The 14,913-nt window shown below is 62.5% G+C and carries 15 protein-coding genes; 5 read left to right on the top strand and 10 right to left on the bottom strand.

All coding sequences use genetic code 11. From position 1 onward, the window contains the following. Positions 1–65 precede the first annotated feature (65 nt). The 3 genes from O0879_RS28255 to O0879_RS28245 are packed head-to-tail and all read right to left on the bottom strand — an operon-like array spanning position 66 to position 3,996. Positions 66–1,463: a cytochrome c gene (locus O0879_RS28255; RefSeq protein WP_289919965.1), complete on the bottom strand. Its 1,398-nt coding sequence runs from the start codon at positions 1,461–1,463 to the stop codon at positions 66–68. A gap of 14 nt (positions 1,464–1,477) precedes the next feature. Continuing rightward, on the bottom strand, positions 1,478–3,265 hold the full coding sequence (locus tag O0879_RS28250; RefSeq protein ID WP_257218818.1) for a GMC family oxidoreductase: 1,788 nt from the start codon (positions 3,263–3,265) through the stop codon (positions 1,478–1,480). A 38-nt stretch (positions 3,266–3,303) separates the two neighbouring features. After that, positions 3,304–3,996 carry a gluconate 2-dehydrogenase subunit 3 family protein gene (locus O0879_RS28245; RefSeq protein ID WP_289919962.1) on the bottom strand — a complete coding sequence of 231 codons (693 nt, stop codon included), beginning with the start codon at positions 3,994–3,996 and terminating at the stop codon, positions 3,304–3,306. 230 nt (positions 3,997–4,226) lie between these two features. Between O0879_RS28245 and O0879_RS28240 the strand changes: the two genes are divergently transcribed. Together O0879_RS28240 and O0879_RS28235 are read left to right on the top strand one after the other, a co-directional pair. After that, positions 4,227–4,790 carry a TetR/AcrR family transcriptional regulator gene (locus tag O0879_RS28240; RefSeq protein WP_218965297.1) on the top strand — a complete coding sequence of 188 codons (564 nt, stop codon included), beginning with the start codon at positions 4,227–4,229 and terminating at the stop codon, positions 4,788–4,790. A gap of 56 nt (positions 4,791–4,846) precedes the next feature. Then, the gene (locus tag O0879_RS28235) at positions 4,847–5,773 is read left to right on the top strand and encodes an aldo/keto reductase (protein ID WP_289919958.1); all 927 of its coding nucleotides are present in this window, start codon (positions 4,847–4,849) and stop codon (positions 5,771–5,773) included. Here the strand turns inward: O0879_RS28235 and pssA are convergent. After that, positions 5,770–6,510, bottom strand: a complete 741-nt coding sequence (gene pssA / locus O0879_RS28230; protein ID WP_289907057.1) for a CDP-diacylglycerol--serine O-phosphatidyltransferase — start codon at positions 6,508–6,510, stop codon at positions 5,770–5,772. The two genes, O0879_RS28235 and pssA, sit on opposite strands and share 4 nt — an antisense overlap. Before the next feature lie 269 nt (positions 6,511–6,779). On the opposite strand from pssA, the gene O0879_RS28225 reads away from it, so the two are divergent. Next, positions 6,780–7,733, top strand: a complete 954-nt coding sequence (locus O0879_RS28225) for a CAP domain-containing protein (protein ID WP_354670201.1) — start codon at positions 6,780–6,782, stop codon at positions 7,731–7,733. 108 nt (positions 7,734–7,841) lie between these two features. Next, positions 7,842–8,477 carry an Hpt domain-containing protein gene (locus O0879_RS28220; RefSeq protein WP_099666169.1) on the top strand — a complete coding sequence of 212 codons (636 nt, stop codon included), beginning with the start codon at positions 7,842–7,844 and terminating at the stop codon, positions 8,475–8,477. A gap of 9 nt (positions 8,478–8,486) precedes the next feature. Here O0879_RS28220 and O0879_RS28215 read toward each other — a convergent pair whose 3' ends face one another. Continuing rightward, the gene (locus O0879_RS28215; protein ID WP_077408887.1) at positions 8,487–8,687 is read right to left on the bottom strand and encodes a hypothetical protein; all 201 of its coding nucleotides are present in this window, start codon (positions 8,685–8,687) and stop codon (positions 8,487–8,489) included. A gap of 179 nt (positions 8,688–8,866) precedes the next feature. On the opposite strand from O0879_RS28215, the gene O0879_RS28210 reads away from it, so the two are divergent. Beyond that, entirely contained in the window at positions 8,867–10,564 is a 1,698-nt protein-coding gene (locus tag O0879_RS28210; RefSeq protein WP_289919956.1) for a M1 family metallopeptidase, read from the top strand. 23 nt (positions 10,565–10,587) lie between these two features. Here O0879_RS28210 and O0879_RS28205 read toward each other — a convergent pair whose 3' ends face one another. The 5 genes from O0879_RS28205 to rnpA form a co-directional block, all read right to left on the bottom strand. After that, complete coding sequence (locus O0879_RS28205) at positions 10,588–10,887, bottom strand: hypothetical protein (protein ID WP_289919955.1); 300 nt, start codon at positions 10,885–10,887, stop codon at positions 10,588–10,590. 9 nt (positions 10,888–10,896) lie between these two features. Next, a complete protein-coding gene (mnmE, locus tag O0879_RS28200; protein WP_289919953.1) occupies positions 10,897–12,276 on the bottom strand; it encodes a tRNA uridine-5-carboxymethylaminomethyl(34) synthesis GTPase MnmE in 1,380 nt (459 codons plus the stop codon). Between the two features lie 182 nt (positions 12,277–12,458). Continuing rightward, on the bottom strand, positions 12,459–14,189 hold the full coding sequence (gene yidC / locus O0879_RS28195) for a membrane protein insertase YidC (RefSeq protein ID WP_077408891.1): 1,731 nt from the start codon (positions 14,187–14,189) through the stop codon (positions 12,459–12,461). Between the two features lie 11 nt (positions 14,190–14,200). After that, positions 14,201–14,461, bottom strand: a complete 261-nt coding sequence (gene yidD, locus O0879_RS28190; protein ID WP_010401993.1) for a membrane protein insertion efficiency factor YidD — start codon at positions 14,459–14,461, stop codon at positions 14,201–14,203. Then, on the bottom strand, positions 14,458–14,895 hold the full coding sequence (gene rnpA, locus O0879_RS28185; RefSeq protein ID WP_099380766.1) for a ribonuclease P protein component: 438 nt from the start codon (positions 14,893–14,895) through the stop codon (positions 14,458–14,460). The genes yidD and rnpA overlap by 4 nt, the downstream gene beginning before the upstream one ends. Positions 14,896–14,913: the final 18 nt, after the last annotated feature.

Here is a 14,913-nt window from a genome sequence, read left to right as displayed (position 1 = left end):
TAGCGTTCCCCATAAAAAATGCCCGCAGATGCTGCGGGCATTTTTTTCGTCTTGCGTTACGTCAATTACTTCGCCGGCAAATCCTTCAAGTGCGGCTGGCGCGCCACGGGCGGGAAGGTGCCGTGGCGGCCTGCCGCAAACGTCGCTTCCGTCTGCGATGGCTCCACCGGCACGGACACCTTGCGCACCTTGGCCACCTGCGCCGCCGTCACGGGCGTGCCGCGGTTGCCCCAGCTGGTCTGGATGAAGGTCACCACCTGGGCGGTCTGCTCATCGTTGAAGATGTCGGCATACGGCGCCATCGTCAGCGCCGACGGCGCCGTGCGCGTGGCGGGCACGGCGCCGCCCGACAGCACGATGTTGATGGCAGACGTAGGATCGTTCGTCTGCAGCACGGCATTGCCGGCCAGCGCAGGGAAAGCCTTGTCGTAGCCCTTGCCGTCGGAACGGTGGCAACCGGCGCAACGGTCCAGGTACAACTGCGCACCCGTGGAATTGACGATGCCGCTGAACAATTGTTTGCCCAGCTTGTCGTCCGCCACGAAGGCGGGCGTGGCCGGGTTCGATGGCGGCAGGGATTTCAGGTATTTCGCCATCGCCGCCAGGTCGCCATCCGTCATGTGCTGCATGGAATGGGCCACCACGTCGTTCATGGCGCCGAACGAGGCCGTATGGCTGTTGCGGCCCGTTTTGAGGAATTCGGCGATCTCCGCCGCGCTCCAGCGCGCCAAACCGCCGCCGTGTTCATTGCGCAGCGAGGGCACGGACCAGCCGTCGATCACGCCGCCGCCTGCCAGGAAGGTGGTATTGCCCTCATCCGTCAGCGATTTTTCCTGCATGCCCACGCCGCGCGCCGTATGGCAGGCGCCGCAGTGGCCCAGGCCCTGCACCAGGTAGGCGCCGCGCAGCAATTGCGCGTCGCCCGTGACCGGCGTTTTATACGGCTGCGGCGTGGGAGCGAAGGCCCAGCGCCAGATGGTCAAGGGGAAACGCATCGACAATGGCCACGGGATGTCGGCCGCCTTGTTCGGCGTCGGGTCCGCCTTCACGCCATGCATGAAGTAGGCGTACAACGCCTGCATGTCCGCCTCGCTCAGGCGCGAGTACGACGGATACGGCATGGCCGGATACACGGTATAGCCGTGCTTGGTCACGCCAGTGCGCATCAGCTTGTCGAAATCGGCAAAGCTCCAGTCGCCGATGCCGGCCTTCTTGTCCGGCGTGATGTTGGTGGAATACACCTTGCCGATCGGCGTTTCCATGCCCAGGCCGCCCGCGAACGGATGGCCTTTCGTGCCGGCCGTATGACAGGCGATGCAGTCGCCCGCGCGGGCCAGGTATTCGCCCTGGCGTATCAGCTGGGCGTTCGGAGTGGTGGCAGCGGCCGTGGTGGCGGACCAGACGGTGCCGGAGGCGAGCGCCAGCAGCAGCGCGCCCACGGTATGGGTGAATGTGTTGTTCATCTTCTTGTTCTTTATCAAGCGACCAGGGGACGGGGATCTTTCAGGTATTGCTCGCGGATGGCCTTGGCCGACCAGTAGGTCAGCGCGCAAGCGAGACCCGTCGGGTTGTAGCCGATGCCGACCGGGAACACGCTGGAACCGACGGCAAACACGTTGTGCACGTCCCAGCTCTGCAGGTAGCGGTTGACAACGCTGGTCTTGCGGTCCGCGCCCATGGCCGTGCCGCCCGCCCAGTGGGTGGTCTGGTAGTTGCGCAAGTCGAGGTGGTCGCCCACGTTCTTGACGGACACCTTGATAGCTTCCGGATTCATGGCCTCGGCCACCTTCATCATCTTGTCCGTGACGAAACGGCTCATCTTGATGTCGTTTTCCTTCCAGTCGAAGGTAAAGCGCAGCAATTGCTGGCCATACTTGTCCGTATAGGTGGGGTCGAGGTCGACATAGCAGTCGCGATACGTCATGTTGGCGCCGTGGCAGTCGAAGGAGACCGTGTTCAGGTAGCTCTTCTTGACGGCCTTTTTCCAGGCCGAACCCCAGGCGGGCGTGCCGTCCGGCGTGGCGATGCCGGAAATTGGCTTGGAGCCGGCCGGGTTGCACCAGGCGGGCGAGCCGCCGACAAAGCCCAGCGGGCCATGGTCGAAGTTGTCGCCATTCCAGTCGTCGAGCGCGACGCCGGTGCCGCCGGCGCCGATGAAGGGGTTCGTGTTCGTGTCTTCCTTGAAGAAGGTCTGGATGGTGGACATCATCTGGTAGGCGATGTTGCGTCCCACCACGCCTTCATTGCTGACGGGGTCATACGGCTTGCCGATGCCCGACAACAGGAACAGGTGCGCATTGTTGTAGGCAAAGGCGCTGGCGATGACCAGGTCGGCCGGCTGCTCGACGGCCTTGCCATCCGCATTGATGTAGGTCACGCCCGTCGCGCGTTTTTTGCTGCCATCGAGGTTGATGCGCACGACGTTGCAGTTGGCGCGCAATTCGAAGTTGGCCACCATGCGCAGGGCCGGCATGATGTTGACGTTGGGCGAAGCCTTGGAATAGTTGTAGCAGGCGTAGCCGGAGCAGAAGCCGCAGAAGTTGCACGGTCCCATCTGGCAGCCGTACGGGTTCGTGTACGGGCCGGACGCGTTCGACGAAGCGTTGACGAACGGGTGGTAGCCGACGGCCTTGGCCGCACGGCGGAACAGTTCGGCCGTGTACGGCACTTTTTGCGGCGCCAGCGCGTAATTGTCGGAGCGGTCGCCCTCGAACACATTGCCGTCGCCGACGACGATGCCGTTGACCTTATACGCCTGGCCCGAGGTGCCGAAGACTTTTTCCACAAAATCGAAGTGCGGCTCCAGCTCGGCGTAGGTCACGCCAAAGTCCTGGATCGTCATGCCTTCGGGGATGAATTTCTTGCCGTAGCGGCGTTCGTAATGGCTGCGGATTTGCAGCTCTTCCGGCAAGACGCGCCAGTGCATGCCCGACCAGTGCAAGCCCGCGCCGCCCACGCCTGTACCGGGCTTGAAGGCGCCGATCTGGCGGTAGGGCACGGCCACGCCCGTGATGCTGTGGCGGAAGGTGAACGTGCTTTTCGACATGTCCTGGAACAGCTTGCTGCGCTGGATGTAGGTCAGCTCGTCGAGGGTCTTCGGATAGGCGCCGTCGGGATAGGTGTCGCGGTACTCGCCGCGTTCCAGCGCGACCACGTTCAGGCCCGCTTCCGTCAATTCCTTGGCCATGATGGCGCCGGTCCAGCCGAAGCCGACAATCACGGCATCGACAGGCTTCATTTTTACATCTGGTTTGATATCACTCATGATGGTTTTTCTTTTTCTTTGATCTGCTACAAAAAGTCTTATGCGATAGAAACAGGGGGCAGCGGGTATTTCTTGCCATACTGCTCGACCCAATCCATGTAGTCGGCGCGCGCGCCGGGGAAACCGACCATCTTCCAGGCCAGCATGTCCTTGTTGCCGCCGTGCACGGGATCGCAAAAGTAACCTTCGCGCGTGTTTTGCAGCAACTGGTTGAAAAAAACTTTGGACGGCACTTCGCCGATGTCCAACGTCCCCTTTTGCAATTGCGTGATGACGGCGTCGCGCTCGGCCCCGTTCAGCTGCACGAAAGGCTTGCCCGACTGTTTATGGACGGCTGCGTTGACGCCGGCCAGAGCGCTCTTGTACAGCTCACGCGGCGCCATGTGGAACTGGTAGCCGAACTGTTCGATCGACGGCACGAACGGCCCTTGCATGTACCACAGCGCGCCATACGCGTAGGGCGTGTTCATCTGCGCATCGATGAATTCATGCGCGCCCGATTCCAGCGCACCCGGCCCTTCGCCGTCGGCGGGGATCAGGCGGTCGACCAGCGCCGTCAGGGTGGCCCATTCGGTGGCGTCGAAAAAGCGCGGTTTGTAGGCAGGCTGGTCCTTGGAGACGGCCATGGCCAGGCCGCCGCCGGCGCCGGCCAGCAAGGCCACGGCAGGCGCGGCGCCGACGGCCTTGCGCAGGAAGTTACGCCGATGGGGCGATATCCCGATGATTTTCATAGGTTTTCCTCAGGCGGCACGAGCCGCCACAGTGATGGATGTGGGAGTCAGAAAGAAAATGCGGACACGCGCCGCGGAGAGTGCAGATTTCACGTAGAGATGACTGGAGTATCGCGGCGCGGCGTACCCACCTGTCGGTTAATTGATCAGGATGATTGACAAGCAGTTGCTTTGCATTTACGGTGCGCATCGTACCATAATTAAAAGAAACATTCAGAGACAGGTTAGACGTGATCAAAAAAGAGGCAGTGGCGCGTGGCCGCCCGCGCAAGGCGGGTGTGGAAGATGCGGTATTGGAAGCGATCGTCATGCTGGTGCGCCTGCATGGGCTCGACGCGGTGACGATACAGATGGTGGCCGACGCTGCCGGCGTGGGGCGCCAGACGATCTACCGGCGCTGGCCGCGCCGCGAAGACATGCTGCTCGACGCGCTCGTCAAGCGCACGGCGGAAAAGCTGCAGCGCGCGCTCGACATGCCGGACGGCCAGGAAATCGAGGCGATCTGCGCGCGCATCTTCGACAACCTGAACGCCGACGGCCGCTTCACCTGCGATTTATTGGTGCTGATCCACAACGATGCGGCGGCGCAGCTGCGCTTTCGCGAGCAGATCGTCGCGCCGTGGATCAGCCTGGTGGTACAGCGCCTGCTCAACATCGGCGTGCGCGCCGACCTCGACCTGCGCCTGTTCGCCTTCATGCTGCAATCGGCGCTCGTGTACCAGATGCAGCTGGGCGGCCAGCTCGATGCGGCCTTGCAGGAGCGGTGTTGCCGCTTTATCCGCAGCATGCTCTAGATTAGCTGGCTATAATCGTGGCGAGTCCCCTCACGCCACCATCAGAAAGCCAGCCCATGAGCCATGTATTTCCCGCCAGCCTGCAAGCGCCGCGCAGCCGTTTGAGCAGCAACGGTCCCGAACTGTCGCGCATCGTCGCCGGCATGTGGCGCATCGGCGAGTGGAATATGTCTGCGCAGCAACGCCTGGCCTTCATCGAGCAATGCCTGGCGCTGGGCGTATCGAGCTTCGACCATGCCGACATCTATGGCGATTACAGCGCCGAAGGCCTGTTCGGCGAAGCGCTGGCCCTGCAGCCGGGCTTGCGCGACAAGATGGAGCTGGTCAGCAAATGCGGCATCAAGCTGCTGTCGCCGCACCGTCCCGGCCATGCCATCCAACATTACGACACGAGCGCGGCGCACATCACCAGTTCCGTGGAACACACCTTGCGCCAGTTGCAGACGGACCGCCTGGACTTGCTGCTGATCCACCGCCCCGACCCGCTGATGGATTTCGACGAAATCGCCGACGCCTTCACGCAATTGAAAGCGGCGGGCAAGGTCTTGCACTTTGGCGTGTCGAATTTCAGCCGCCACCAGTTCGAGTGCCTGCACCGGCGCTTCCCGCTGGTGACGAACCAGGTGGAATTTTCGCCGCTGCACGTGACGCCGCTGTTCGATGAAACCTTCGACGGCTTGCAGGACGTGGGCGTGGCGCCGATGATCTGGTCGCCGCTGGCGGGCGGACGGCTGTTCCAGGGCGGCGATGCGAATGTGGAGAACTTGCGCAATGTCATCAAGCAGATCGCGGATGAACTGCAGCGTCCGTTTGCCAGCGTGGTATTCGCCTGGATCATGCAACTGCCATGCCGCCCCCTGCCGCTGACGGGCACGGGCCGCATCGAAGCCGTCGGCGTGGCCGTGGAAGGCACGCAATTTGCGCTCAGCCGCAGCGACTGGTTCGCCATCCTGCGCGCCGCGCGCGGGCACGAGGTGGCTTAGTCTATCTCGTCCGGGTCATTAAAGACTTGCGGCAACGCAATACCCCGCCAGCCCAGGTGCCACGCCAGGTTGAGCGCCAGGGTGGCGCCGATGTAGACGGCGAAGAACAGCGCGAAGAAGCTGGTCTTCAGCCACACCAGCAGGGCGACGGCGACGATCAGCACCAGCAGCGCGGCCAGGCTTTTCTTTTGCTTGGAGCTGGGGAAGCGCAAGGTCGACACCATCAGGCTGCCCACGCCCACCAGCAATAGCATCAGCAAATAGCTGTGCAACATGGAATCGATGGGCGCCGGCCAGGCCACCACGACGGCCGCCACGCAGGCGGCCCCGGCCGTGATCGGCATGCCGACGAAATACAGGGGGTCCGTCCGTCCCACGTTCACATTGAAGCGCGCCAGGCGCATGGCGCCGCAGGCGACAAAGAAGAAGCTGGCCATGCCGCCAAAGCGCAGCAGCAGCGGATCGTGCACGCCCATCTGCACGAAGCCGTAGCAGTACAGCAATACGGCCGGGGCGCAGCCGAAATTCATCACGTCGGCGATGGAATCGAGCTGCACGCCGAACTGCGAGCTGGTGTTCGTCAGGCGCGCCACGTAGCCGTCGAGCGCGTCGAACACCCCGGCCAGCACCAGCAGCGCGGCCGCCAGCCGGTAATCGGCGGGGTTGCCGACACCGGCGTTATCGACGGAGATGACGATGCTGGCAAAACCGCAGGCTATCGAAAGCAAAGTCACCATGCTGGGCAAGACGTATTTGGCGCGCTGCAGGCGCGACTTGGGCAATGTGTTCAAATTTGTGGGCAATCAAAGTAGCGGAAATGAGGCAACGCAGCGGCAAACGCTGCACTATGCTCATTCTACCCTGCGCAGCTGCGGCACCGTCTGCGCACGAGCACGCGACATATCTTGTCATTGATGCTCTACGGCGCATAAAAATGCCTTAGAATCGTTTCACAGGGCAGCACGCCGGCCTCCACCGCTGCCCGCCTACCTATACAGGAGTCAACTTGATTGTCTCGTCACTGCGTTGGAAGTACTGGATACCCGCCCTGCTGAGTGCAGCCCTGCTGAGCGCCTGCGGCGGCGGCGATAACGGCGGCAAGACGTCGCTGAACACCTCGACCCAGGCCGGGCAGCTGACACAGGAGCCGGGCGCTCCCGTCCTCAGCAACAATATCGCCACCGATGGTTTCAACTGGATCAATTACCGGCGCGGCCAGATCGGCCTGGCGCCGCTGGTGCGCAATAGCCAGATCGACAACGCGGCACTCGGCCACTCCAATTATCTGAACAGCAATAATGTGGTGGTGCACAATCAAGTCAAAGGCAAGCCCGGCTTTACCGGCGAAACACTGTATGACCGCCTGACCGCGTCCGGCTATGGCGTCACTTCCGTCTGGGGCGAAGTCATCGCGGGGGTGTCGACCAATTCCGGTTTCTACATGGCGGAAAACCTGATCACGGCCGTGTATCACCGCTTCCTCATCTTTGAACCGGTCTTCAAGGAAGGCGGCGCCGGCGCGGCCGTCAACAACAGCGGCTATGCGTATTTCACCACCGATCTGGCGGGCAACAGCCGCTACGGTCCCGGCTTGCCGGCCGGCCAGATCGTCAGCTACCCGTTCGACGGACAGACCAAGGTCGCCACCAGTTTCGCCAGCAATGAAGAGGAACCCGATCCCGTGCCCAACCAGGACGTGGTCGGCTACCCGATCAGCGTCCATGCGAATTTCGACGCCACCCTCAGCGTGACGACATTCACCGTGCGCCAGCGTGGCGCCGGCGCGGACCTGACGGTACGCCTGCTCAGCAAGGAAACCGATGCCGTCAATACATCGCGCTCGGTGGCCGCCATCATCCCGCTGGCCCCCCTGCTGGCGGCCACCACCTATGACGTGAGTTTCATCGGCAAAGTCAATGGTGCGAGCGTCACGCGCAGCTGGTCATTCACGACGCGTTAGTCTGGCAGCGTCTGCCAAGCGGACGCAGTAGCGAGGGCAACTGGATGTAAAATAGTGGATATTGCATGAATGCAATTGACAAGTTTTGGGGCCCTCTGCACACCAGGCATGATGAAACCACACGCCACTTGCGATGATGATGCCGCCCTCGCGGCATCCGACATGGTCCGGATTCTCGATGTCGAGAACGGACTGGGCCGCATCATGGGCGACCGCATCCTGTACCTGAAAATCCTGCGCCGCTTCCTGCATGACCACGGCACCACGCCGTGCCAGATCCGCGCCGAATTCGACACGGGCAACTATGCCTCCGCGCGCCTGAAGGCGCATACGCTGAAGGGCGCCGCCGGCATGATCGGCGCGCACCACGTGCACGGCCTGGCGGAAACGCTGGAATCGGCACTGCGCGCGCAGGCGCCCGACCTGGCCCGGCAGATGCTGCAGCTGGAACTGGCGCAAGATCAATTGCTGGGCGCGGTCAGCAGCATGCTGGGCACGCCGGAGGCCACCCATACGGCGGCGCAGGACGTGGCGCCCGATCCGGCCGCGCCCGCCATCCAGCTGCTGCTGGCGCGCCTGGCCAGCCACCTGCGCGAAGGCGACGGCGCAGCCATCGACATCCTGGAAAACTCGGCCAGCCTGCTGGCGGCCAGCCTGGGCGTGCACGTCTACCAGGAAGTAGCGGCTGCCGCGCATGAGTTCGACTACGACGGCGCACTGGCGGCGCTGCTGCGGCGCCGCTAGCCGCCCCCCTCAAGGATGGTATTGCGCCTCTTCCGCGTAAGCCATGCCACAGCTCTTGCCGCAAAAGCGGCGCACGGCGTCGAGCGGCTTGTCGCAGTACCAGCACGCGCCTTTCGGCGGCAAGGTGGCGATCAATTCCGGCATGGCGGGCAATCGTCGCGCCACGACCTCATCCCCGCATTCCACGACATCCGGCTGTTTGCTGTCCATGGCGCTTCCTTTCCTAGCGGCACTTCAAGGCCGCTCAGCAAGATTACGTCAGCACAGTTTGAAGCCCATGACATTTCTCAACGGCGGCCACGCTTGCCCCATCGGCGCCATGAAATTTCCAAACGACAACGTTGTCACTTCACACTACAATCGGTGTTCCGTCCACTTGCGCGCCCGCCATGAAACACATCCCCCTGCTGCTCTCCTGCTTGCTGCTCAGCGCCTGCGCCACGCAGGCGCCCACCGCCTACACCCTCAATTCGGGCGCCGAACGCACGCCGGAACAATTGGCGGTGGTGTTCGAACACGCCGACCTGACCCTGCGCATCGACCCGGCCAGCCGCAGCATCGCCGGCGACGCGCGCCTGACCTTCCTGGCGACGCAGCCGATCTCGCGCTTCGCGCTGGACCTGGACCGCAGCCTGCCCGTCGATGCCATCGAAATCGACGGCAAGGCGCTGCGGCCGCAAGACTACGCCAACCCGGACGGGCGCCTGAGCATGACCTTGCCGGCCACCCTCGCGGCCGGCGCGCGCACCACCATCCGCGTCGTCTACCACGGCGTGCCGCACGTTGCCGTGAAAGCACCGTGGGATGGCGGCATGGTGTGGTCGAGCACGGCCGATGGCGCGCCGTGGATCGCCAGCGCCGTGCAAGGCGAAGGCTGCGACCTGTTCTGGCCCTGCATCGACCACCCGATGGGCAAGGCCCAGCTGATCGACCAGCACATCCAGGTGCCGGCGCCGCTGGTGGCGGCCAGCAACGGCGTCGCGCTTGGCATGGATGAGGCCGACGGCTGGCGCACCTGGCACTGGCGCGCCAAGCACCCGAGCACCTATGGCATCGCCCTCAACGTGGCGCCCTACCGCAGCCTGCAGGGCGAGTATGCCAGCCGCTACGGCAACCGCATCCCCCTGCAATTCTGGTATCTGCCGGAAAGCGAAGCCAAGGCGGGCGCCCTGTTCGCGGAATTGCCGCCCATGCTAGATTTTTTTGAAAGCGTCATCGGCCCCTACCCGTTTGGCGATGAAAAGGTCGGCATCGCCGAAACGCCGCACAAGGGCATGGAACACCAGACCATCAATGCCTATGGCAACAAATTCGCCAAGACCAGCTATGGCTACGACGAGCTGCTGCAGCATGAATTTGCGCACGAATGGTTCGGCAACCAGCTCACCAACAGCAACTGGGACGACATGTGGCTGCACGAAGGTTTCGGCACGTACATGCAACCTCTGTACATGCAATATCTGCGGGGGGAGCAGGAATATTTTGCTGCGTTACAGCAAATGCGTGCCGGCATCGCCAACAAGGCACCCATGGTGTCGGGCAAGCCGAAAAGCGAGGAAGAAGTCTACGACGAGAAAAAAGGAGGGCCCGGCGGCGACATCTATGCCAAAGGCGCGCTGGTGCTGCACACCTTGCGCGGCCTGATCGGCGACGACGCCTTCTTCCGCGCCGTGCGCCTGCTCGTCTACGGCACGGAACAGCCGCAGCCGGGCCAGTTCCAGCCCCGCTATGGCAGCACGCAGGAATTCATGGCCATCGTCAATAAAGTCACGGGCAGCAATTACGACTGGTTCTTCCAGACCTATCTGTACCAGGCCGCGCTGCCGGAGCTGTCCGCCGTGCGGGACGGCGACACCCTACGCCTGCTGTGGAAGACGCCTGCCGACCTCGCCTTCCTGATGCCGGTGGAAGTGCGTATCGGCAAGGAAATCCATACCGTTTCCATGGCGCTGGGCTTTGGCGAACTGCCCCTGCCGGCTGGCGCCACGTACACGCTCGACCCGCGCTCGCGCGTGCTGCGGCGGGCCGAGCATATCGAAGCCTTCCAGACATTCAAGGAAGAGCAAGCCAAGCGCAAGAAGAGCTGAGCTGCCGCAAGCCCGGGCAGCCGTTATTTCCGGAAACTGCGCACCGCGTCATTGGCATTGTCGGCAATGACTTTTTCCAGCTTCGGCTGTCCCGCATACTTGGCGGACAGCCGTTTCCACTGCCGCTGCGCCTGGCCGCAAAAAGCGGCCACGGCTTGCGTGATCTCGCGCTGGCGCGCCTTGTCATTGTCATCCCACTCGCCGGCAAAGTGTTGGCACATTTGCGCATGATCAATGAACTGCACCACGTCGCGCGGCAGCTTTTCCTCTGCCTGAGCCAGCAAGGGCAGGCAGCACAGTGCGGCAGCGATCAACATTTTCATCGTGTGCCCTTACTTGCCGATGCAGAAACGGCTGAAAATCACGCCCAGCAGATCGTCAGGCGAAAACTCGCCCGTGATGCTCGACAGCTGCACTTGCGCCAGGCGCAGTTCTTCCGCAAACAGGTCCAGCGACTGGTCGTCCTGCGCCGCGTGTTCGGCCGCGATGTCCAGGTGCTTGCCGGCCGATTTAAGCGCGATCAAATGGCGTTCGCGCGCCAGGTACAGCGATTCGCCCGTCTGCTGCCAGCCGGCGATGCGCAACAGCTCGGCACGCAGCAAGTCGATGCCGATGTGCTCGTGCGCGGACAGATACACGTGGGTGGCGTCGGGCAGGCTGTCGACGCTGGGCTTGTGGCCCGACAGGTCGATCTTGTTCCACACGCGCACCACCGGCACGCCCTCGGGGAAGGCGGCGACGATGGTTTCATCGGCCAAGGTCGGGCCATGATCTGCGTCAAGCAAGTGCAGGATCACGTCGGCCTTGCCGATCTCGCCCCACGTGCGTTCGATGCCGATGCGCTCGACAGCGTCGATGGTATCGCCCGCGCTGCGGATGCCGGCCGTGTCGATGATGTTGAGCGGAATGCCTTCAATCTGGATCGTTTCGCTGACCTTGTCGCGCGTGGTGCCGGCGATCGGCGTGACGATCGCCACGTCGGCGCCCGCCAGCGCGTTCAGCAGCGATGATTTGCCCACGTTCGGCTGGCCCGCCAGCACGACATTGAGGCCTTCGCGCAGCAGCGCGCCCTGCGCCGCCTGCGCAAACACTTTATGCAAGGCTTCGATGACGGCCTTCAACTGGCCGCGCGCATTCGATTTTTCCAGGAAGTCGATTTCCTCTTCCGGGAAGTCCAGGGTCGCCTCGACCAGCATGCGCAGTCCCGTCACCTGTTCGACCAGCGCGTGGATGGTGTTCGAAAACGCGCCCGACAGCGATTGCGAAGCGGACTTGGCGGCAGCTTCCGTGGAGGCATCGATCAGGTCGGCCACGGCTTCGGCTTGCGCCAGATCAAGCTTGTCATTCAAAAACGCGCGGCGCGTGAATTCGCCCGGCTCGGCCAGGCGCAAGCCGCTGTCCTTACCCGCTTCCAGCACGCGCGCCAGCAGCAACTGCAGCACCACGGGGCCGCCGTGGCCCTGCAATTCCAGCACGTCTTCGCCCGTGTACGAGTGCGGGCCCTTGAAATGGATGGCGATGCCCTGATCGATGATGGCGCCGTCGCTTTCCGTAAATGGCAGGTAGGTGGCGTGGCGCGGTTTCAGCGCCTGCGCGCCGAACAGGGCCGTCATTAACGGAGCGAGGTTTTTGCCGGAGGCGCGTACCACGCCGATGCCGCCGCGCCCGGGAGCGGTGGCGATGGCGGCGATAGGGGAAGAGTCGAGTTTCATGGGGATATTGTAGATTATTCGGGGAAGGCTGCGGGAGCCGCGCTATGTTCAGCGACAAACCGAGTGCACATGAAGGGGGTCAGTGGAAAACCTGCAAAACCCACTTTTTTGACATCGTAGCCACTGGGTAGGATGTCAAAAAAAAGCCCGCGCGAGGCGGGCTTTCTGTTCGCTGGCCGGACTTACTTGACGGCAGGCGCGTATTTCTTGGTGATCACCCATTGCTGGCCGATCGACAGGACGTTGTTGACGACCCAGTAGAGTACCAAGCCCGACGGGAAGAAGAAGAACATCACCGAGAATGCCAGTGGCATGAACAGCATCATCTTCGCTTGCATCGGATCGGCCGGAGCCGGGTTCAGCTTGGTCGTGATGAACATCGAGATCGCGTACAGCACGGGCAGGATGCACCATGGGTCATGCTGGGCCAGGTCGGTGATCCAGCCGATCCATGGCGCGCCGCGGATTTCCACGGACGCGTTCAAGACCCAGTACAGGGCGATAAAAACGGGCATCTGGATCAGGATCGGCAGGCAGCCGCCCAGCGGATTGATCTTTTCCGTCTTGTACAGCTCCATCGTGGCCTGGTTCATCTTTTGCGGATCGCCCTTGAAGCGTTCGCGGATCGCTTGCATCTTCGGCGTGACCAGTTTCATCTTCGCCATGCTGCGGTAGCCGGCGGCCGACAGCGGGAAGAACAGCAGCTTGATCAGGATCGTGAAGGCGATGATGGTCCAGCCCCAGTTGCCCAGCACGCTGTGGATCTGTTCCATGACCCAGAACATCGGCTTGGCGATGATGGTCAGCCAGCCATAATCCTTGACCAGTTCCAGGCCAGGCGAGACGTTTTCCAGCAGGTGCGCGATTTGCGGACCCGAGTACAGCTTGCTGTCCATGCTGGCCGAGGCGCCTGGCGCCAGGGTAGGCAGGGGCAGCACGTTGCCGATGGCGTACAGGTTGGGGCCGACCTTCTTCGTGAAGATGTCGCGCTTAGCGTTCTCAGGCGGAACGAAAGCGGACACGAAGAAGTGTTGCGAAATCGCAAACCAGCCGCCATTCGCCGTCGCCGGGTGCAGGCCCTTCATGGCGTTGTCGTTGCCCTTCTTCTCGTCTTCCAAGGCCGCTTTTTCGATTTTCTCGAACGTCAGCTTCTGGTACTTGTCTTGCGGCGTGTACAGGGTCGGGCCCGTGAAGCTGCTGTTGAAGAAGGAGTCGCCGACCGGCTTGTTGCCGTCATGCGTCAGTTGCAGATACAACTGCGGCGTGACAGGGGCCGCGCCCACGTTGGACACGTCATGGCGCACGTCGATGACGTAGTCGCCTCGCTTGAAGGTAAACGTCTTAGTCAGCTTGACGCCGCCTTCGACCGCTTCCATCACCAGTTGAATTTGCTTGCCATCGGCCAGGGTACGCACGCCAGGCTGCACGGTGAAACCGCTCGCATGGGTAGGGAAGGGACCGCCGACCAGGCCCGATTGCGCCAGGTAAGTGTGGTTCGCGCCTTCGTCGAACAGCACTTCGTTTTGCTTGCCGTCGTCCGGCTGGCATACCTTGAACAGGCCGAAGCAGCCGCCAAACCAGCCCGGATTACCCGCGCCCTTGAATTTCAGCAATTCCAGACGCTTGACCTGGCCGCCCAGGGTGTCGATATCGACCTTGATGACGTCGGTGGTGATGGTAATCACTTCGCGCTTGAACGCGGCGGGATCGACAGCGTCACCCGGCAGGGCAGGCACGCCTGCCGCGGCTGGCAAGGCAGCCGTCTTGGCAGGGGTCGCAGGCGCCTTGGCGGTTTGTTCCGTGTTCGCGGAGAACATCGACGGCTTGCCGTTCGAGATCATCCATTCGTTCCAGAGAATTACCAGCGAGACGGAAAACACGATCCACAGGATGGTACGTTTATTGATATCCATTAGGGTATTTGTCAGGAGTGGTTGCAACCGCAAGCGGTCGTTGAAGATTGTTTGCAATCGGCCGGCGGCACCGGGTCGACGCCCCCTTCATTCCAGGGGTGGCAACGGCACAGGCGCTTGGCAGCCAGCAGGCTGCCCTTGGCAGTACCGTGCACGCGCAGCGCTTCCATCGCGTAATGCGAACAGCTCGGATAGAAACGGCAATTCTGTCCCAGCATGGGGCTGATCAGCAACTGATAAGCGCGCAGCAGGAACAGCAGCAGGGTTTTCATGGCGCGGATGGTGGTGGCGCAGCAACAGAACGGGCCTGGGCGGCGATTTGCGCCGCGAACAGGCGGCTCAATTCCTCGCGCAGCTCGGCTTTGAGCTGCGTCGTGGTGGCCGGACCATCCTTGCTGTTGACGGCGCGCGACAAACGCACCACGCAGTCGACCGGCGGCATCGCGCTGTTGCGAAACAGCTCACGCGTGACGCGCTTGATCGTGTTGCGGGTCGCCGCGCGCGGCGCGAAACGCTTGGCCACAACGACGCCCAGCCGCGCATGCGGCAATTGATTGTGTCGGGTGTACAGCACAAAATGCGCTGTTTTTTGCGAAGGGCGCAAACGAAAAACGGATGAAAATTCATCCGTTTTAACGATACGCCGAACGCGCGCGAAGTCGTGTGAACCTTCGCGTTGATTGCCGACTGGAGTACAGCTAGCCACGCGATCAGCTGTCAACGA

Source organism: Janthinobacterium sp. SUN120 (genome assembly GCF_030397735.1).
Taxonomy (GTDB): domain Bacteria; phylum Pseudomonadota; class Gammaproteobacteria; order Burkholderiales; family Burkholderiaceae_D; genus Janthinobacterium; species Janthinobacterium kumbetense.
Note: the sequence above shows the minus strand (reverse complement) of the source record. Positions and strands in the feature narration are given on the sequence as shown.